The following is a 21,024-nucleotide window of genomic DNA, read 5'->3' on the forward strand; positions in this document are numbered from 1 at the left end:
CTTAACTGTCCTAACTGTCTTAACTGTCTTAACTGTCTTTTTGACTATTTTTTTAACTGTCTCAACTGGCATTGCGTTTTATTGGCAATGATGAGAAGATACAAAATTAGTAACACAAAAGACATTTATCGGCATCCTAATTACAGGAATCCGATTTGATTTGGGGACAAATTATATAGGTATTAAAAGGTAATACACAAGAGGTAGTTAATGTTTACTTACCTGTTGTGAAGATACCTCTTGCCTATTGACTACCTTTAAACTAAGTTCGCAAATCCAATAAGAGCGCCATGTCTCAACTGAATTTATTTTCTGAGGAGTAAAAATCATGACTTCATTAAACCATAGACGAATTCAAACATTAACACAAGGTAAAGGCATTGAACTGTCTGGAAATCAGGTGAAAACGGAAAAATTTTTGATTCAAAAAACCCTCAGGGATGGGGGTAGAATTCGATTCAAAGTTCGTTATTCTGGCGAACTAAAAGATTTCTGTCTGCTGGAAATTATTTTGATGAACGCGGAGACTGAAACACAGGTTGCTAGCATGACTATTCCCAACGGTGGCTCTACAGTTAAGGTTCAGGAACAGGAACAAGAATTTAGTATTTGGGAGTCGGGAGATTATTACTTATCTTTTAAGATGTCTTCTAAGAGTGGAAAATTGTTAATTGAAGAATATGAACTTTATTGGTTAATTAGTTAATAATAGCGGAAACAGGGAACAAGCAATAGGCAATAATGTCTAAACTGTCTGTTTGTCTGGCTTTTACCCTCAGTTTATGTCCTAAACTATGGTTCTATTACTATATTCAGTATCGAGTTAGTCTAACACAACTGAATATGAGTGCGATCGCTTTGCTAAAAAAGTAAATCTTGTATTGCTTATTGAGCCGAAAAAGATTATTTTATAATCAAATTACTGGAATTAGCAATTAGCGATCGCTCTTCAATCGGATAATTTTGGATTTCAGATTTGGGATTGATTAGATGTGCTTTTTCTGGTTGTTCCAATTAAAGCTTTCGTTAAGAGTTTTTCTAGTTTAACTACTTTGAGTAGATATTCCCAATCTTCAGTCAGCTGTGAATTATCTAAATTTGCCAAACGGAGTTCGGCTATAGTTGTCAAAGCATCGTACCAAATGCCATTTTTTGCGTAAAGTGCTGCTTGCTGACGTGGCGAAGATTTCTTAATTTGTTCCTGTAATGATGCATCTAAATTTACGCGTTGCACCCAGCCTTCCACATAAGATGTTGCTGGTTGAGAATCACAAGCAACTTTAACATTAAAAAACCAATGATAAGGTTTGTTAGCTTCCAGAAGACTCTTTTGATTTTGTAATTGCACTCGTACAATTCCAGGTACTGGAGGTGCTGTGATATTTTGGCGATAAATTATTGTATCATTATCAGTTTTTAAAACAAACTCAATGGTTTGAATAGAAGATTTTTCATAAGGAATATAGAACCAAAAGCTAGGCTGTTCTCTACTAGTTAATCCCCACACTTCCGTGACGGTAAGTGTTTGATTTGCGCCTTGTTGCAATTGCTGTTCGTAGCTAGGTACAAGAGCAGTTAAAGGTACGCTAGATTGGGTGCACTGTCCCCGCGAAGCTCCTTCGCCTCGATTTCCAGGTGCGCCGCGATCGGCTGGTGGGGGAGGTGGATTAAAATTAATCGGGTTGGATTTTTCTGCTAATACTAAGGAAGTATTCAGGTAACTCATCAAAATGATGAATGTACTAATTGAAGTTAGCCGACGAAGAAATTGTTTCATCTGTTATTTTCCTAAGGTTTATTCATCTCTATTTTTAGTAATCACAACAACGCGTGCAGATTTCGACAAATTTAGATAATTCTTCATAAAATAAGTAGTAACAATAATAGCGATCGTGAAGCTAATAATCGGAGGAATCAGTGGTATCCAAATACTCCATTTAATTAAGAATATTAGGCTTATTCCGTAGAGGCTGGCAATTGCAATTCCAGTTACAATACTTAAATAAAATAGCCGTTCGATGTAGTAAACTAGTAAGCTGGCTATTAATGACCATGCTAAAATCCAGATAATTTCTTGCCAAATATACCAAGTTGACAAAAGCGATCGCTCATCAAGAACCGCACTCAACAATTGACTAATCATTTGTGCTTGCAACAAAACACCGGGTATTTTTTCAATAGCACCTTCCCTTGTGATGTAAGGTGTGGATGAATAATCTTGAAAGCTTTGGGCTGTTGTACCAATCAAAACAATTCTGTTTTGGATTGTGCCAGCGTTAACTTTTCCTGTTAGTACTTCTGTTAACGTTACCTGCGGTACAAATGTTTTTAGCGAACGGTGAGAACGGTAATTTAATAAAATTTGATGTCCCGAAGCATCAATTCCTTGGTAACCTCCTGTGTGTGCTGTTAGTGTTTTAAAAGTAGTTTCCCCCAGTTTCCAAGCACCATCTTTCGTAAATTGAAGAGAGATATTATCAGCAGCCAAGTAATGCAATGCTAATTGAACGCTGAAACTATACGTGGCTTTGCAAGGTGAAGAAGGGGGTGGGGTTAATGCTAGTAAATGGCGGCGGACAATGATATCAGGATCGAATACCAAATCGCTAAAACCCAAGCGTTCTTGCGATATTTCTGGAGGAGGTTTAATTCCGGGATGCTCGGATAGAGGATCGCTAACTCGGCAGACTGAAATTAAATGTTTGCTATTATACAAATATTTTTGGAGTTCTGGTAAGTCTGATTTAACAGGGCGATCGCGGTAAATATCTAATCCAATTGCTCGCGGTTGATAGGCTTCTAATTTTTTCAATAACTTCAATAAAGATTGATCCGAAAGAGAACCTTGAGGTTTTTCTTGAGACTGTGATTGCACATCTTCTTCAGTAATTGTCACAACTAACAACCGAGACTCAGGCTCTTCATCTGGGCGTAGTTCCTGCAATCGATCGAATGCTTGTAACTCCAATTTTTGCAGCATTCCCAGATATCGCCCGCTCACAACTAAACCACCAATTATTAAACTCATAAAGATGAGCCAAAGAAGATGAAATTTTGAGCGTTTGGCTTTGTTAGTTGAATTTTCAACAAAACTAGGAACTGAGGGAGATGGGGAGATGGGGAGATGGGGAGATGGGGAGACAAATCTTTCCCCTTGTCCTCTTCCCATCCCCAACTCATCCCAACTAGGCGGTATCTCTGCGAGATTTTGGTAAATCACTGGCAGCCAACTGGCACAGGGAAATTGTCCGTCTAATCCTTGCAGTCGTTCTCTGGCAATACGGACTGCGAGATAAAGAGATTGGCCTTGAGAATATGCTTGTAAGAAATGTTTAAGAAATGTTTGCGCCACCCGATCTGGAACTGGTTCGCGCATCACAATCAACTGGGGAATCTGCAAAGAAGCAAATTCCCTTGCTAATCCTAAGCCATCGCAGGAGTTAAAGATTGCTAACTTTAAACCGCGTTCGACGGCTTGCTTCAAAGCATACTTTAACTGACTAATTGTCAAACTCTCTGTTTGGTTAATATAAATTTGACCTGTTTCTCCTGTAGTGTGACTTGAACTATGTCCTGCAAAAAACAGAATATCCCAATTTTGTTGCCATAAATTATCTGTTAAATCTTCACAAGATGGCTCTACAAGAAAGTGAATGTTTGTATCGGGTAGCTGTTCTAAAAGTTGACGATCTGTAGCTATATCGACTCCATCACTGTCACCTAATAGTGCTAAAATTTTCACTTTTGTAGCCGATTTTGGCAAAAAGCTAACTTTATCATAGCTAGGGGCAGCTAAAGCGATTTCTGCATTTGGATAGCGTTCTATTAATTCCCAAAGATGCCAAGGAAGCTTTTGAAGTTGATAATCTTCAGTTTGTAAAATTACTCGAATTCGATCGGATTTCTGAAGTTTTTCGAGCCACTTCTCGCGAATGTCGCGAAAGGTTTCTGATTGCAGCCATTGATTCAAGCGATCGCGTAATTTTTGTGACGCTTGTAAACACTCTGCATCGGTTGAAATTACTTTCTGAAGTTTTGGTAGTCCTTTGGGACGAGCAGAGAAATCTAGATTCCGATAAATTCCTTGCCAACAATTAAAATTTAGCGGTAATTCTTCGTCTGGCGGCAGTTCTCCGATAACTTCAGTTTCAGCACGGCTATTTTCTTCTCCAATTTGGAGAGTAACTGGAAACCCAATCTCAAAGCTACCTTTACCAAATTTTAAAACTACCAATTTAGTCATTAGTCATTAGTCATTAGTCATTAGTCACTTGTGCTGAGCGGAGCCGTTGGTGCAGCCTCTTGTAGAGAAGTATTAGGCATTAGTCACTTGTGCTGAGCGTACCCCTGCGGGGAAGCAAGCTACGCGTAGCATCTCGTAGAGAAGTCGAAGTATTAGGCAATAGGCATTTGGCATTGGACAAATGACTAATGAAGGTCTTAATCATAAAATATGTAACTTTGGCACACATTAGATATCATCTGCAATTATTATATTTATGCAACAAACATAATTTTTTCTCAAGAATCTGACATAGACATAATGCACTCTACTATAAAGCCACACGGTTCAGCTAAGAAGATAATTAGGTTGGTTTGAGGCAAAATTTCAGGAAAGTGTCGGTAGAAGAAAGTATTTTAAATTTATTAGCTATTTTTATCAAATCAAATATTTTATGTATTCAAGACAACATATCATTGAAATTTTTTCCACATTTGTGCTATTCAAAGGTGATAATTTTGACCGTTGGGTTACTGATAGTAAACTGCGACGAAGTATGCAAAATTGTTTAAAACAATCTTCTTTGCAAGAGTCTGAAACCTTTTGGGCTATTTACTGGCATCGGATTTGGCAAACCCAGGCAAGCCCGATCGCTGTTGCTCACATAACAGCTTATTTGCAGGAAGTCTGTTATTGGGTTGCTAGAAAAATGAAGATGAATGTACTAAGTCAACATTCGATCGCCGACTTTTTTCAAACAGCGATCGCTCGCATTGACAAAGTTCTTAGAGGCTTTAACCCACAATTAAGTTCAAATTTGAAAATTTATGCTGAATTTACTTTTAGTAATTTAATCAAAGATTTGTTACGTCAGCAGCAAGAAGTTGATATTTGTAGCGATTGGGGATTGCTGCACAAAATCAGCCAAAAGCGATTAGTGGAATCTCTCAAACAAGGGGGTTATCCATCGCAAATTATCGCCCGTTATGTTCTGGCTTGGAATTGTTTCTTGCAAGTTTATGCCCCCAATAATGCTGGGACTGCTCACAAACTTACCAAACCAGATAATGCAACATTACAAGCGATCGCCAAGCTTTACAACTCTGAACGCCTGAGTCAGCCTTCTCATCCAGCCTGCACTCCAGAAAATGTGGAATCTTGGTTAATTGCTACTGCTAAAGCCGTGCGTTTCTATGAATATCCCGCCTCTGTTTCCATTGATGTCCCCGTACCCGGACAAGAAACAGGTGAATTGCTCGATCTCCTGACAAATGATTTTCAAGAATCGGTATTAGATGAAGCAATTCTTCAAGAAGAAAGAGACAATTTAACACAGCGAAGTAGCGAAATCAACCGAATTTTAAGCGATGCATTAGAAAAATTAGATACCGCAGCCCAAGCACTTCTGCAAACTTACTACAAGCAAGGATTGACTCAGCAAGATATTGCTTTACAGCTAGGAATTAAACAATATACAGTTTCTCGGCAATTAACTAAAATCAAAAAGACTTTACTAATGGAATTAGCGCAGTGGACCCAAAAAACACTGCATATTTCTGTGACATCTGACGTAATCGACAGTATGAGCAATTCTCTAGAAGAATGGTTGATTGCTCACTATCGCCCTATTATTCTCTCCTCGCCAGTGGAGTCTTGACAATGACTTTTGATGTATGCCCAATTCCAGAACAGCTGACTTTAGAAATTTCCCTATCATCTCAAACCCAGGAACCACCGGCTTTTTCTACATCCGGCGCACGCTGGCGAGCCTCTGTTAACCAAATGTGCTTAGATGCATTTTTACCTTGGTTGAGGGAGGAGCAATTTCCAAGTGCGAGACTTTCGACTAAAATAGCTGCACTGCCTAGCTTTTGGGAATTTGTGAATGGAAGTGCGATCGCTTGTGACGGATTACGATTGGTATTAATTCCCACAACAGCAATTGACACAGTAGAATTGCGCGTACCGCAGGAATGGGCGGACATTCCCAGTTGGGTTGCTGATTATTATATCGGAGTCCAAGTTAATCCTAATGGTGGCTGGGCGAGCGTTTGGGGATACACGACTCATCGGCAATTGAAAACCAAAGGTATTTATGATGGGAGCGATCGCACTTATTGTTTGGATGAGAATGACTTAATCAAAGACATTAATGGTTTGTCGATTACTAGTCAACTTTGTCCGGAGGAAATTTTACGTGCGGCGGTGACACCTTTACCAGAGTTACCTTTAGCGCAGGCAGAAAACTTATTAGAACGCCTGGGTAATTCTGAAATAGTTTTCCCCCGTTTAGCCATTCCCTTTGAACTGTGGGGAGCATTATTAGCACATGGTGGCTGGCGTCAGCAATTGTACGAACGCCGCCAAGGATTATCGCCACAGTGGTCAATTCAACAATGGTTGCAAACAGGAGTATCAAACTTAGCCCAACAACTTGGTTGGGGAATGACTAGGTTGCAATTAGCTCCTCGTGGCGTGCGGAGTCGAGAAAACCCAGAATCAAATGTATTGTCGCGACAGTTGGCGATCGCTGATTATACCTGCGAGTTGCGTGTATTTGCAACAGGTGATTTAACAGAGAATGTATGGCGCTTTGAATTGCAAAATGCCAATCCAGATGAAACCATTCCAGCAGGATTTAAACTTCGACTATTAAGCGAAGATTTGCAACCCTTTATTAATAATGAAGATACAGCAACACAAGCGAGCGATCGGCTTTATGTCGATGTAGAACTAGAGCCAGGAGAGGGGTTAGTATGGGAAATCGAACCAACACCAGAAGGCTACGATCGCGAAATTTTACGGTTTTAAACTTATACCAATTCAAAAAATCTTTGCAACATAATAATCGACTGTAGGGGCGTACAGATGTACGCCCCTACCCATATATGTGTGGTATTCTTATACCAATTCAAATAATGTTTGCGACACATCAATTATCCGTAAGGGCACAACATTGTTATGCCCCTACCCGTCTGTCGCATTCTTTTTTCAAATTGGTATTATTTTAAATTTGTATTAGCACCGAGCAGAACGGGGTATCATAAATTTTTGGTGTTCCGGGGTAAATATACCGCGAACCATGAGGTGAGAGTCTCCATCCAACATATCTGGTAATGCTTGGGCATCTGTGTTCAGATTCTGTGGATTAAAGTAGATAAAACAGGATTTGATATTGTCAGGTATTCTTTGTATCAACTCTTGTAGCGGGAATATTTGCGGTGCTACTAAATCATATAATTTAAGTTCGTTACTTTCGACGGACATACAGGCAATAGTGTCTAAATCTGGAAAGTAATACATAGGGATTGTAGCTTCATTAACTAGAAACAAAGCCTTTTCATTGACAACGCCAATAATATTTGACACAGGTGCGCGTGTTTCTAATAGCCGATGTAAAAGCTTCACGTCATCAATATTATTAATATCAAGCAAACGTAATCCATTAACGCCGCCTGGAGAGTTAATGTTAGTTATAAAACTGTGTTCTTGCACAAAACGAAACCCAAAGGGGTAGTACAATTCTGGTTTAGAAGTAGTTAATATTAAAGTTTTGTAGCGTTTGTCGCAATAATCTAATACTTCATTCATAATTTCGCGATAGTAACCACGTCTACGAAAATCAGGATGAGTACATACTGCGTGAACTCCACCAACTATTACATCTTCCCGCATTAATCGCATGGGAATTCCTAGTACTCCAACGTGGCTTATTAAACTACCGTCTTCATGGAAGCGTGCGAATGGCGTTGATGCATCTTCCCATGAGACGCCTAGTTTCCTAGCTTCTTCTGCATGGGAAGTAATTCCGGCTCCAGGAAATACAATTTCTAGTAAATTGAATAATTTAGAACTAAGGGCAGTGTCTTGTGAGAATGAACGTTGATAGCGATTCTGCATATATTTGATTAAATTCAAAAAATCTAGAATAATTATGCATTGCCGTTAATACTATTAATTTTCCTCATTCAGAAAACACAAACAAATCTATTGGCAATGCGATCGCATTTTGAATTATTCTCAACGAACTGATTTTAAATTTTCAGCTTTATCCACTAAGAAATCAGTGAAGATGCTCATAACTGTACGCTGACGCAATTTAATATTACCATTAATAGACATTCCTGATTGCAATGGGATTTGCCGTTGATTAATCAGTAACTTCTGTCCATTCAGGCGGACTTTTGCAGAAAAACGCCAGAAATTATAAACTTGGTCTGGGGGTAGAGCATCAGAACCAATTTCAATTAACTCACCTTTAATATCACCATACTCTTGAAAAGGAAACGAATCAATTCTCACATCTACTTGTTGTCCTTCTCGAACAAAACCAATGTCACGGTTGGTGATGAAAACTTTAGCAACTAAATTATCGCTAGGAACAATTTTGAGAATTGGCTCGCTGGAATTGACAACAAACCCTGCTGTTTTAGCTTTGAGTTCAAACACCGTCCCATTTACCGGAGCCGCAATTTTTTGATATTTCAGGGTTTGTTTTGCTTGAGTTAACTTGCTGTCAAGTTCTCCAATTTGACTATTAATTTCATAAATTCGTTTTTGATTTTCAATAATGACTTTAGTTATTTGACTGTCAATTTCCGCAATTCTTTTGTCGTTTTCTGTAATTTTAGCTAATAAATCTTCTTGAGATAGTGCCGCAGCATTCCGAAATTTTTCATTTGCTTGCACAACAGCTAATTGTAATCGCTGCTTTTCTTGAGTTAGCCGCATTACTTCTGCTTGTTTGACATTTACCTCTTGCTCTTGTTTGAGGATTTGCATTCTGGGGTATGCACCCGCTTTGTCTAAAGTTTTGAGATTTTGATAAATTTTGCGATTAATCGCCAGGACATCTTGGGCACTGTCTAATTGTGCTTGAGTTTGGAGTAATTGCTGTTGTGTTTGTTGCGTCTCCAACTTAGCCGCCATCAAGCGCGATTCTAATTCTTGCTGGCGATTTTTCAAGCGTAACTGTTGCTCTAAAGTAAGTTTGACTTGAGTATTACTGCCATTTAATTGTGCGCGATACAACTGATTTTCAGCAAAGACGGCAGCGCGATTTTTAGTTAATAAAGCTAGTTCTGGCTGAAGTTGCAAAAGAGCAGTTTGCTGTAGGACTTGCTGTTGTGAAACTTGTCCTTGTAGCTGCCGCCGATAGAAATCATTTTCTAGTTCTAAAGACTGTTTTGATTGTAACTGAGCAACGCGACTTTGTTTTAATGAAGTAAGTTCTGCCTCAGATGTTGTTTGTTCTAGGCTAATAAGTATTTCACCTTTTTTGACTTGCTGACCATCTTTAACTAAAATTTCTTTGACAACGCCGTTAACTGGAGCTTGAATTTCTTTAACTGCACCTTGCGGTTCTAATTTGCCAGTAGCGTGAACTGATTCTTCAATTTTGAATACTGATGCCCAAATTACTGTAAAGGCGCTAACTCCGATAATAGTCCAAGCGATCGCTCTTGACCAAGTAGGCGTTTGTTGTAAAAGAACTGGTCGATCGAATTTGTGTGGAATGTTCATAATTAAATGGGGATGGGGCATGGGGGGATTGGGCATGGGGCATAAGAATTAATAACCAATGCCCAATGACAAATGACAAATGACAAATGACTAATGACTAATGACAAATGACCAATGACTAAATCTGCGTTTCTTGTTGTTGATAAAGGCAGTAATAGTAACCTTTACGTGCCATTAGTTCTTCGTGAGTCCCTTGTTCGACGACGATACCTTTGTCCATCATTAGGATGACATCGGCATTGCGGATTGTGCTGAGGCGATGAGTGATGAAAAAGACTGTTTTTCCTTGGAAGGCTGTGGCTAAGTTGCGGCAAACTTGGGCTTCGGCGTTGTAGTCTAAGGCACTTGTAGCTTCATCCAGGATGAGTAATTGAGGATTTTGGAGGACGGTACGAGCGATCGCAATTCTTTGGCGTTGTCCTCCAGATAGTGCTGAACCCCGTTCTCCGACGAGGGTATTATAACCACTGGGCAAGTCCATAATAAAGTCGTGGGCAAATGCTACTTGAGCCGCAGCAATAATTTCTTCGTCGCTGGCTTCAGGACTTCCCAAGGCAATGTTTTCGCGGATTGTGCCATCAAATAATAAGGTATCTTGTAACACCATGCCAATTTGACGGCGGAGAGAATACAGTTCAACTTTGCTGATATCATAGCCATCAATCGAGATTTTGCCAGACTTGGGTTCGTAAAGTCGAGGTAGCAATTTTAGCAACGTACTTTTACCAGAACCGCTTTGTCCGACAATGCCAATAAAAGAGCCAGTGAGAAAATCTAAGTTAATATTGGATAGTTGCAATGGGCCGCGATCGCGGAAGCCGAAGCAGAGATTTTCATAGCGCACATGACCTTGAATGCTAGGCATGAGGATATTTTGCGCTTCTGTTTCTGTTTCTTGAGGAGTGTCTAAAATATCAGCAAGGCGTTGCAGAGATAAGGCTGTTTCTTGGAAATTTTGCCATAGTTGCATTAAGCGTAACAAGGGACTAGTTACATAACCTGCAAGGATGCGAAAAGCGATGAGTTGTCCGAGGGTGAGTTGTTGGTTGAGGACGAGATAAGCGCCTACCCACAGCACTAACATGCTAGAAAATTTATTGAGGAAACTGCTAACAGAAGTGGCTGTAGTTTGCGTAGAAACTGTTTTAAAACCGGCACTGATGTAACGAGCATAACGTTCTTGCCATTGCCAACGCGATCGCATTTCTAAATTTTGCGCCTTGACTGTCTGCATTCCTCCCATGACTTCTACTAAGTAAGATTGAGTCTGGGCATTGCGTTCGGCTTTTTCTTGTAATTGTCGCCGCATTACGGGCGATACTACAAAATTGAGCAAGCCAAACAATGGTACTGTTACCAATGCTACCAAGGTGAGAATTGGACTATAAAATGCCATCACCACAATGTAGACTACAGAAAACATTGCATCCATCACCACAGTTAAGGCTGTACCAGTCAAGAAAGAGCGGATATTTTCTAATTCATGAATGCGTGTTGCCAATTCCCCCACAGGATGACGCTCAAAATAAGATAATGGCAAACGCAACAGATGACTAATCACCTCTGAACCAAGGGACAGATCGATACGATTAGTTGTATCTGTAAATAAATGAGTGCGGACTGTGGTAAGTATGGCTTCAACTACGCCTACTACTAACAAAAATATCCCAAAAACTTCCAAAGTACCAGGACTATTACCGACCAATACTTTATCAATAATTGCTTGGGTAACTAAAGGATTTACCAAGCCAAAAATCTGAATTACAATCGAAGCCAACAACACTTCAATAAGTACTTTGCGATGGCGTTTGATTGCAGGTACAAACCAATTCAAACTAAACCGTGCCTTGGGAGTATTTTTAGTGGTTTGTAGTAGCAGTACTTCTCCTTCTTGTCCCCAGTTTTCCACAAAATCTCGCAGTTTGTAGCGCAACAATCCCATTTCTGGAACAGCAATCAGTAATTCTTGGTTACTATTTTGATAAACAATTGCAAAACTACCTTGCCAACTAATCATCAGCGGTAATTGCAAGCGACTGACAGCAACAGCAGGAACTTTCACCATCTGCGTTGTCAATCCCATCAATTCAGCGGCGGCTGCACAAAATTGCAGAGATATAGCACCTTTGTTTTCTTGTTGCTTTGTTAAAACTCGGCGCAATACATCTCGGCGCATGGGAATGTTAAAGTATTTGCTCAACATTTCAAAGCAAGCCAAAGAACCATCTAAAGGGCCTCTACCCCGGATATAAGGATATCTTTTCGGTTTAGCTAGAGCAGTTGATTCTTCAGCAATGGTAATTTCAGAAGCGTAGGGAATGTCTGCGGGTAAAATTGTTGTGGGTGTGGGTTCTTCTCCTAATAAAGATTTGGGTAAACCCACTAAACGCATATTTGTATGAAATTTAAATTTGGGATTTAAACTATCTAATTCTAAACGAGTCCCCACAGGAAAATTAGCATCAAAATTACTGCTGACTAACCATAAAAATTCTGCATCTAATTGATTGCGAACTACTTTGCGTGCAGGCAATGTTTGGATAACTGTGGCTTCAGTTGCAGCTTGAGCAAGCTTAACTAAATTTTTGCTGCCATCTGCGCGACGGCTGAGTTCTTTTGTTAGCAGTTCATATACTTCTAAAAGAGTAACATGATTTTGTAAGGCTTTAGTAAAAGCTGGCTCTTGCTTAAGTAATGTGAGAAAATCAGCAATGGGTAGATTGAATGCAATAACTTCAGTAGAAGCGATCGCAGTTTCACAAGCAATCCCCCGCACATGACTTAACCAACCTAATACTTCTCCTGATGACAGCAGTTTCAGTGTTACAGGATTTGGTTTATCAGCATTGTAGCCTAACAGTCTCGCTTGTCCTTGATAGATAATAGTAATTTGGGCAGGCATAGCTTCTTGAGTAACTATTACCTGTCCAATGCGATAGCGTAAAAATTGTACCTGACCTATCCAAGTTTCTAAAACGCTTTTTGGTAAGTGATTAAATGGGAATAAACTTGCAATTAATTCTTGGAGATTTAGTGTTGGGTTTGTCATGATTTTTAATAATAGATTTTGATTAACGAACCGCAAAGGGCGCAAAGAACGCAAAGAAGAAATTAGAGAATAATTTTGTGTAATTTGCAGATTTAGAGCTTATTTAAAAATTATTCTTTCTTGGCGCTCTTCTCTAACGAGACGCTTCGCGAAGGCGTCCTTGGCGGTTCGTTTCATTCTTCTTTATTCACTTAAAAAATTACTATGCAACTTCTTGTACCTGTGCAGATTTACTATTAACACCCATCCAAATTTTTTCTTCTAGCGACAATTGATTTAATTGCTGTTGGAACCAAGCTTCAAAATGTTCTTGCAGCAATCTTTGGCGCATAAAATCATCTAACTGTGCAGAAATTAGCTTTTCTACACGTACAATAACCCATGAATTTCCAAAAGCTACAGGTGGTTGAACTACACCGACTTGACTTGTATAAAGAAGTTGAGCAAAATTCGGAGTAATACTACCAAGTTCCACTGGGCCGATAATGCCATATTTATCAGCTTCCGAACCTTGAGAATATTCTCGTGCTGATTCCGCAAAGGAACATTCACCTTCTGTTATTCGGAAAAATAGCTCGTTAGCAATACTTTTGTTGTCAGTTTGAATTAAAGAATAAATAACTTTATCTAAATATATTTTGCGTTTGAGAAAGTAAGATTCTAGTTGATGTCCCCAAGTTATTTGTTTGAACTTTTCTACTCTCAGCTTTCGGGTTGCCAAAAGTTCTAATTGTTCTCGATTCAAACCACAACGCAAGCACCAATCTTGTATTTTTTCTTCGCTTGTCAAATCCCAATGCTGATAAAATTCATTTAGGGCATGAGATATTTCTACTTGCGTGCAGGTGATTGGTGCAATGGCTAATTCGATTATTTTCTGAGATATCAATTGCGGTATTAGGTTGTAGCCAGCTAAAAAAGGAATGATTTCTCTAGGTATATCGGCATAGCTTAACTCAAGCATTGCACCATTTATTTGTAAAACTTTACTCATATTTGTAGAAATATTTAATCCGTGCAGTTATAAAATTTAGAAATGCAGGCGGCATTAAGGTAAAGTTATCTACCGCTTGCAACGTTTGGATAATATTGAAAGCATTGCCCTACAATGCTTTCAATTAACACCTACTAATGCTAAGCAAAAGTGGTGGTGAAGTGGTCAAAATTCAAGCTATAGCCAGTGGTGCCACTAAATTGCTGGACTTGCAAGAAGTAGTTACCAGATAAGTTGATGTTGGAAATTAAATCAGCCGTAGTACCACCATTAGTAGAACGTGCAATTTCTTCGCCAGCGTCAACAATGCGATTGTTGTTCAAATCCTGAACCAGTCGGATATCAGCATCAGCTAGAAGTCCGCTGAGTCTAATGTTTACACCTTCAAAGAATCCTAGAGAAAAATGGTAAGTATCTGTGGTGTCTGCATCACTTATTGAACTAGAGCGAGTAACATCACGTGATAAATCACCAAGTTCAAATTCTTTAGGTAGAAGATTGCTAAAACCAGCTGTCGAGTTGGGTGTAGTTGCAGACACAGCCAAATCGTAAGTTACAGTGCCGGAACTACCAGGAGCAAAACGACGGACTTGAGCAAAATAAGTACCTGTACTTTCTCGATTATTGAGAGATTCATCTCTATTGCTAGAGTTAGTGGAAAAATCTACCAATTGGTCGCCGGAATCAAAGATACCGTTACCGTTGTCTCGAAAAAGGAATAACTCGGCATCGTCACCAGTGCTGATATCTGTTAGAGACAAATTAATGTTTTTAGTACCGCTAATTTGAAACTTAAAAACATCAGTGGGATCGGATGTAGTTAAACTGAAGTTGTTTCTCACAACAGGAGTAGTGCCGATTGTACCAAGATTAAATGTAGCCATTTTTTCCTTTAGTTAGGTTGTTGTTAGTAATGTGGTTAGTTAATACCAAATATTTAAAATAAAGCAACATATATACAAAATCAGGAACCTATTGCTGCATCATTTTTTTGAATTGAAAATTGGTATTAACATCTGCCACAATTATCAATACGTGTAAAACTAAAGTTTATGCAAGATGCAATATTTTTGATGTCTAAACTTACAGGAATTTTCAGGTATAACAAGAGCAAGAGGTAAAACCATTGCTTTGTAAATGTTTTAAGTTACAGCAGATTGCTACTTTGTGAGGTACAGATAATTGTAAGGGCACAATATATTGTGCCCCTACCCATGTACGCTTATTTGTATCAAGATTCAATCTATGCAGTGATAAAATTTAAAAATGCAAGCGGCATTCAGGTATGTATCTGTACCGCTTGCATGACTTAAATCTTCTTGAAAGCACTGCTGTACAGTGCTTTCAATTCCCTCAATCTAAGCTGTAACAAAGTCGAGGGAAGCAAACACATTAGTATTGTCTTGCACAACCGCAATCAGATCGCCGTTTTTGAAAATTTGCGTGTCTAATGCAGAACCACCAGACAAATTAATGCTCTTGTTTAATGTGTAACCAAAGACACTACCGTTAACTCGAATCTTGTCACCCTGACTGAAATCGAAATCAACAATTGTGGCAAAACTAGAGCCGGTCGAATTGAGGTAGAAGGAACGGGCTTTATCTCCGAGTACAAACGTGTCGGCTCCAGAACCGCCCCTGAGAGTGTCTAACTCATTTCCATTGACTCCATTAAAGCCTATGAGAATATCATTGCCGGTGCCACCACTGAGGGAGTCACTACCAGAGCCACCGAAAACGGTGTCATTGCCGGAGCTACCGAAAAGGGTGTCATTGCCTGCGCCACCACTAAGGTCGTCATTGTCCGCGCCACCGTTAATGAAGTCATTGCCAGCAGCACCGAGAATTATGTCATTGCCACCCCTACCGAAGATGATGTCGTTGCCCGAACCACCGTTAATAAGGTCAATGCCTAGTAGACCATCGATAAAGTCATTAGCTCCATCAGCAACGATGATGTCATTTCCATTGGTTTGTTGTCCTTGTATAATAGCCATAAGTATTTTCCTTGTTGAAGTTAGTTAATCCAGAACTTGAGAGCGATCGCAACAAGCTAAAGTGAAGACTGGTTAGTATGAGTATTTGAGAAACTCATGTTGTCTTCAGCAACTAGTTGCCACACTTATCCATACGTGAGCTACAGAAGTTGATGCACAGTAAATTTTGAATTGGACAAAATTAAATTTATTGATGGATAAAGGGAACTCTTAACAGGTTTCAAACCCAGCAACAGCCATGCGATCGCATTATCAGGCGATACTTGATGCCGGAGCGATCGCGTAAAATAGCTCTACTTGGGCAAAGCCTAAGTAGAGCAAGTGGCGTGGGGTTATATCTTAAATAGATAGATTATTTAATTACGTCTACAATTGCGTTAGCGTAGCCCATTGCGTCACTACGAATTGCAAATTGTTCGGTCAAAAGTTTTCTTACACCAACACAACATCTGTACTGATTGAGAAGCCAGCAGGTTTGTTTTCGACAGTTGCAAACAACTGTCCTTGGTAAGACAAACCACCAGTGATGTTGTTATAGCTGAACTGACTTAGGTTACTAGCACCAAAGCCAATTTTGCTGACTAAGACTTTATCTCCCTGTGCATATTGGAAATCTTTGATAATGTCTATGCCGTTGAGCTTAGACTCAAAATAGAATTTATCTGCGCCTAAACCCCCAGAGAGTACGTCATTCCCTTTACCACCAGCAAGATAGTCATTGCCAGCATCACCGTAGAGGCTGTCATTTCCATTGCCGCCATAAAGTGTGTCATTGCCGTCATTGCCATAGCCAACTAATGGCGTAGATGTGCCGCGACCATCGAGCAAGTCATTACCCGCACCGCCTGTAAACTGTACGCTTGCAATACTAGTGCCAGCCAAGCTGTTAACATCGAAGATGTCATCGCCACCTTGACCGTTGACTTCAAATTTTTCGGCAGTGTCTACAGTTAGGGTGAATGGCACCAAGTTCAAGCGGTCAAAGATGGCTCTACCTTGGGCATCTGCTTGCAAGCGGAAGGTATCACCAGCAGCGGCCGCACCATTGACTTCGATTACATCATAGCCAGCATTGCCACTCATTTTGTCGCTGCCATCGCCATTGTTCCAAATCAGCCTGTCGTTTCCGGCTCCACCAACGAAGATATCATTACCGCGATCGCCAATTATGGTATCGTTGCCATCACCACTTGATAACCAATCAATTCCATCACCACCACGTAACAAGTCGTTACCAGTATCGCCCGAAAGGCTGTCAGTTCCAGCGCCACCCTTGAGGGTGTCATTGCCATCGTTGCCATAACCAACTAACGGTGTAGTTGTATCAGCACCATCGAGCAAGTCATTACCCGCACCGCCTGTAAATTGCACGCTTGCAATGCTAGTGCCAGCCAAGCTGTTAACATCGAAGATGTCATCGCCACCTTGACCGTTGACTTCAAATTTTTCGGCAGTGTCTACAGTTAGGGTGAATGGCACCAAGTTCAAGCGGTCAAAGATGGCTCTACCTTGGGCATCTGCTTGCAAGCGGAAGGTATCCCCCGCAGCGGCTGCACCATTGACTTCGATGACATCGTAGCCAGCATTGCCACTCATTTTGTCGCTGCCATCGCCGTTGTTCCAAATCAACCTGTCGTTTCCGGCTCCACCAACGAAGATATCATTACCGCGATCGCCAATTATGGTATCGTTGCCATCACCACCTGATAGCCAATCAATTCCGTCACCACCACGTAACAAGTCGTTACCACCATCACCCCAAAGGCTGTCATTCCCAGCGGCACCATCTATAATATCGTTGCCTGCCAATCCAGAAATGCGATCGTCGCCATCAGTGCCTGTGAGGGTGGGGTAAAATATACCGTTTTGAATTGTGCCGTTGTCGTTGAAATTAGTACCAAATTTAGTAACCATGTGGATTTTTCCTTACGCTATGGAAACTTACACTTATCCATACGTGGGTTACTAAGGTCTATGCAGGGTAATTCCAATTCAAAATTCAAAATTACCCATCATATAGATTAGACGCTAAAACCCTTGCTTTACCGTTGTAGAGACGTTGCAGTGCAACGTCTCTACAGGGCGCTAATTCTACAAAATTGTGGGTTTACCAGGTTTACCAGACGCGACGCCAGTCGCTACAACGGGGGGAACCCCCGCAACGCGCTGGCTCATAAATCGCCGTCTCTACAAGTGTTTTGGTTGCATTGCATGGCGATGCAATTGAGTTATACCATTTCACTAAAATCCTGATACAAATTCTTTCCCCTCTGCTCCCCTGCTCCTCTGCTCCCCTGCCCCCTGTCTATTTTTAATTGGAAGTCCCTTGCGGGGCGATCGCCTAAAATAAAAACACGAGTGGAGATGAAAGCGATGGTTTCGCATATCGAATCTTCTGCACCTGCGGAGATTTTCTATCCAGAATCCGACGATCGGCCAATGGCAAATAATACAGAACATTTTGAAATTATTGTGCTGATTAAAGGTAATTTAGATCTTCTGTTTGCAGGCGATCCAAATGTTTTTGTCGCTGGCGATTTATTCTGGTATCCCATTGAGGGCAATAATAAGATTAAATTTGCACCCGATGTGATGGTTGCCATTGGTCGTCCAAAAGGTCGTCGCTCTTCTTATAAACAGTGGGAAGAAGGAAATCAACCGCCCCAAGTAGTGTTTGAAATCCTCTCGCCAGTCAACACATCAGTAGAAATGGCTCGGAAGTTGCTGTTCTACAATCAACACGGTGTAGAGGAATACTATATATACAATCCAGAAAATAATGAACTACAAGTTTGGTTACGCGGTGAATATGGTTTAGACTCAGTAGATTTTGGTCAAAAATGGGTTAGTCCACGGCTGCAAATTAATTTTGATGTCTCTGGCGAACACTGGCAACTTTCCTACCCAGATGGTCAACCTTTTATGACATTTGGGGAATTAATGGCAAAGTCTCAAGCTGCACAACAAGAAGCCCAAGCTGCACAACAACGATTGCAACAAGCAGTGCCTAGACTACTGAGTATGGGATTAAACCGAGAACAAGTAGCTGATGCTTTAGGATTGACTGTAGAAGATGTAGAAGCGATCGCGATGAATCTTTAATTTGAAAATAGTGTTTACTATTAACCACTATATGGAATAACATCGTCGAGTTTGAGTTGTAAGTCGGGAAACATTCTCTAAGATATATTTGATACTAGTATTTGTGCGATCGCCAACCAACTCGACACATTAGTTTATAAATCATCTCTAAGATCGTTTCTTAGATGGCTATAGTAGATCGATTGGCGGCATTCACTGGATAAATCAGCATAAATATAGGTATAGCGATCGCATTTTATATAGATAAGACGTTATAAACTTTTTGTAATTCCGGCTCAAAATTTTTTGAATATCCCCTAACACTTCAATTGCAGTGCTTTAAATATCTTCTGTGCCTCAAAATTTTTCTTAAGTGTCTTATCTGTCCTTGCATCTTGGGTTTATTACTGTCATCCTAAAATTATAATTTATAGTAATAATTCAGCACTCAGGAGCCAAAATAGTTGAAAAAGCAATGCTTGTAAGTAACTTGGCACAATAAAACTAAATTATGTTAAGAGAGAAAAATAAAGCTAGAATCCTTATTTATATTGCCTATTGCCTATTGCCTATTGCCTGATTCCAACGATAATTATTTACGCCGACTTGCTGAGAAAAAACTCCAAATCAACTGAGCTAGATAACTTAATTAATTCATGAACTTAACACTTTCAGAACAGTACGACTTTGTACCGCGCTTCTTTCGCCTGGGGATCGCTAATATTGTTTCCAATCTGATGATACCTCTAGCAGGTTTAATCAGCGTCGCTTTTTTGGGTCATTTGAAAGACATCGATGCTTTAGCGGGGGTTTCCATCGCTAATATCTTATTTGGCCTTGTCTATTTGATTCTTGAGTTCTTACGCATGGCAACCACTGGGTTAACGGCTCAAGCTGTTGGAGCAGATGACCAAGAGGCAGCGCTACTAGTAGGACTACGCAATGGCTTAATAGGCTTGGCATTGGGTATCGCTGTATTAATTTTGCAGTATCCTTTGCGAGAAATAGGTTTTTCGCTCTTGAGTGGTGATGCCGCTATCAAAGCTGCTGGTATTGAGTATTATAATGCTCGGATTTGGGGAGCGCCTGCTGTTTTACTCAACTTTGTTCTCGTCGGTTGGCTGCTGGGACGAGAGGAGAATGCTAAGGTTTTGGTAATTTCAATTATTGCTAACGCAGCCAATATAATTTTAGATTACGTGTTTATTATTCAGTGGGGTTGGAATAGTATGGGGGCTGGAGCATCTCAAGCATCTAGCCAATATTTAATGTTGGCGATCGGCATCATCTTAGCTAGTAAAAAACTTCAGTGGCAAGAAGTACGAGCAGTGATGCCACAACTGATGGATTTGTCAGCTTTGAAAAGGACTTTATCTCTCAATACAGATATCATGCTGAGAACTATTACTGAGGTGTCTATATATACATTTTTTAGTAATTTTACTGCCATGATGGGTACGATATTCTTTACCCAAAATGCTTTGTTGGGGCAGATAATACAACTCAATGTTTACTTAACTAATGGAATAGGATTTGCCACAGAAACATTAAGCGGAAACTTTAAAGGCAGTGCGTCAAAAGAGAAGTTTCTGCCTTTACTGAGAGCTTCAATTACAATTAGCTTGTTGATAGGACTCACTATAGCCACAATTTGTGTTTTATTTCCCCAAAAAGTTTTTGGAATATTAACCAACCACACTGAAATTACCGACACTATTGATACCTATGTTTGGGTCTTAATTTTCTTTCTTGCATTCAATTCAGTTTCCTCAATGCTAGAAGGATATTTCTTAGGTTTAGCGGAAGCCAAAATCGTTCGGAATGTCAGCTTTATCTCTGCTATTTTTGGATTTTTTCCATCAGCTCTAGTAGGTTGTTATTTACAAAACAAGCATATTTTGTTGCTCTCGCTCGTCTTATTAATGTTTACCAAAATGGTCGCAATGCTAATCTATTTACCAAAATCTTTGAATTTTGATGCTGATGTTGATTCGGTTTCTCTGACAGCCGTTGAAAATTAAAAGAGAATTCTGAAGGCTTTAATATCCAAGGGAATTAAGATTATTGGTTTTTCTCGTTTTCATAGGGTAGCGTAGCTGTGCTACCCTATTTTTGTAAGTGGGGAGCACTATCAGAAAATAGAAAAATTATAACAAGC

Annotated in this window: 15 protein-coding genes; 6 read left to right on the top strand and 9 right to left on the bottom strand. The window is 40.0% G+C overall.

The genetic code is table 11. The features are described 5' to 3' along the window. Positions 1 to 328 precede the first annotated feature (328 nt). Together NSTC745_RS22705 and NSTC745_RS22710 are read left to right on the top strand one after the other, a co-directional pair. Positions 329 to 706, top strand: coding sequence for a hypothetical protein (locus tag NSTC745_RS22705; protein WP_096539613.1), 378 nt, complete (start codon positions 329 to 331; stop codon positions 704 to 706). A gap of 35 nt (positions 707 to 741) precedes the next feature. Next, positions 742 to 873: a hypothetical protein gene (locus tag NSTC745_RS22710; RefSeq protein WP_445632968.1), complete on the top strand. Its 132-nt coding sequence runs from the start codon at positions 742 to 744 to the stop codon at positions 871 to 873. Between the two features lie 97 nt (positions 874 to 970). Here the strand turns inward: NSTC745_RS22710 and NSTC745_RS22715 are convergent, their stop codons facing one another. Both NSTC745_RS22715 and NSTC745_RS22720 read right to left on the bottom strand, forming a co-directional pair. Beyond that, on the bottom strand, positions 971 to 1,777 hold the full coding sequence (locus NSTC745_RS22715; protein WP_445632969.1) for a DUF928 domain-containing protein: 807 nt from the start codon (positions 1,775 to 1,777) through the stop codon (positions 971 to 973). Positions 1,778 to 1,795: 18 nt separating this feature from the next. Further along, on the bottom strand, positions 1,796 to 4,243 hold the full coding sequence (locus tag NSTC745_RS22720) for a CHASE2 domain-containing protein (protein WP_445632970.1): 2,448 nt from the start codon (positions 4,241 to 4,243) through the stop codon (positions 1,796 to 1,798). A gap of 433 nt (positions 4,244 to 4,676) precedes the next feature. Between NSTC745_RS22720 and NSTC745_RS22725 the strand changes: the two genes are divergently transcribed. Together NSTC745_RS22725 and NSTC745_RS22730 are read left to right on the top strand one after the other, a co-directional pair. Then, positions 4,677 to 5,879, top strand: coding sequence for a sigma-70 family RNA polymerase sigma factor (locus NSTC745_RS22725; protein ID WP_445632971.1), 1,203 nt, complete (start codon positions 4,677 to 4,679; stop codon positions 5,877 to 5,879). Positions 5,880 to 5,881: 2 nt separating this feature from the next. Then, a complete protein-coding gene (locus NSTC745_RS22730) occupies positions 5,882 to 7,033 on the top strand; it encodes a DUF1822 family protein (RefSeq protein WP_445632972.1) in 1,152 nt (383 codons plus the stop codon). 207 nt (positions 7,034 to 7,240) lie between these two features. On the opposite strand, the gene NSTC745_RS22735 is transcribed toward NSTC745_RS22730, so the two are convergent. From NSTC745_RS22735 to NSTC745_RS22765, 7 genes are all read right to left on the bottom strand, one after another. After that, the gene (locus NSTC745_RS22735; RefSeq protein WP_445632973.1) at positions 7,241 to 8,122 is read right to left on the bottom strand and encodes a GNAT family N-acetyltransferase; all 882 of its coding nucleotides are present in this window, start codon (positions 8,120 to 8,122) and stop codon (positions 7,241 to 7,243) included. Positions 8,123 to 8,242: 120 nt separating this feature from the next. Beyond that, complete coding sequence (locus NSTC745_RS22740; RefSeq protein WP_445632974.1) at positions 8,243 to 9,745, bottom strand: HlyD family efflux transporter periplasmic adaptor subunit; 1,503 nt, start codon at positions 9,743 to 9,745, stop codon at positions 8,243 to 8,245. Positions 9,746 to 9,863: 118 nt separating this feature from the next. Continuing rightward, on the bottom strand, positions 9,864 to 12,794 hold the full coding sequence (locus tag NSTC745_RS22745; RefSeq protein WP_445632975.1) for a peptidase domain-containing ABC transporter: 2,931 nt from the start codon (positions 12,792 to 12,794) through the stop codon (positions 9,864 to 9,866). Positions 12,795 to 12,996: 202 nt separating this feature from the next. Then, on the bottom strand, positions 12,997 to 13,788 hold the full coding sequence (locus NSTC745_RS22750) for a peptidylprolyl isomerase (protein WP_445632976.1): 792 nt from the start codon (positions 13,786 to 13,788) through the stop codon (positions 12,997 to 12,999). A gap of 140 nt (positions 13,789 to 13,928) precedes the next feature. Continuing rightward, positions 13,929 to 14,672, bottom strand: a complete 744-nt coding sequence (locus NSTC745_RS22755; protein WP_445632977.1) for a PPC domain-containing protein — start codon at positions 14,670 to 14,672, stop codon at positions 13,929 to 13,931. A 474-nt stretch (positions 14,673 to 15,146) separates the two neighbouring features. Beyond that, positions 15,147 to 15,785, bottom strand: a complete 639-nt coding sequence (locus tag NSTC745_RS22760) for a calcium-binding protein (protein ID WP_445632978.1) — start codon at positions 15,783 to 15,785, stop codon at positions 15,147 to 15,149. 432 nt (positions 15,786 to 16,217) lie between these two features. Next, positions 16,218 to 17,699 carry a calcium-binding protein gene (locus NSTC745_RS22765; protein WP_445632979.1) on the bottom strand — a complete coding sequence of 494 codons (1,482 nt, stop codon included), beginning with the start codon at positions 17,697 to 17,699 and terminating at the stop codon, positions 16,218 to 16,220. Positions 17,700 to 18,158: 459 nt separating this feature from the next. On the opposite strand from NSTC745_RS22765, the gene NSTC745_RS22770 reads away from it, so the two are divergent. Both NSTC745_RS22770 and gntT read left to right on the top strand, forming a co-directional pair. After that, a complete protein-coding gene (locus NSTC745_RS22770) occupies positions 18,159 to 18,887 on the top strand; it encodes a Uma2 family endonuclease (protein ID WP_445632980.1) in 729 nt (242 codons plus the stop codon). A 635-nt stretch (positions 18,888 to 19,522) separates the two neighbouring features. Next, a complete protein-coding gene (gene gntT / locus NSTC745_RS22775) occupies positions 19,523 to 20,887 on the top strand; it encodes a guanitoxin biosynthesis MATE family efflux transporter GntT (protein WP_445632981.1) in 1,365 nt (454 codons plus the stop codon). The last annotated feature ends 137 nt before the right edge of the window (positions 20,888 to 21,024 follow it).

This window comes from Nostoc sp. DSM 114161 (genome assembly GCF_052692665.1).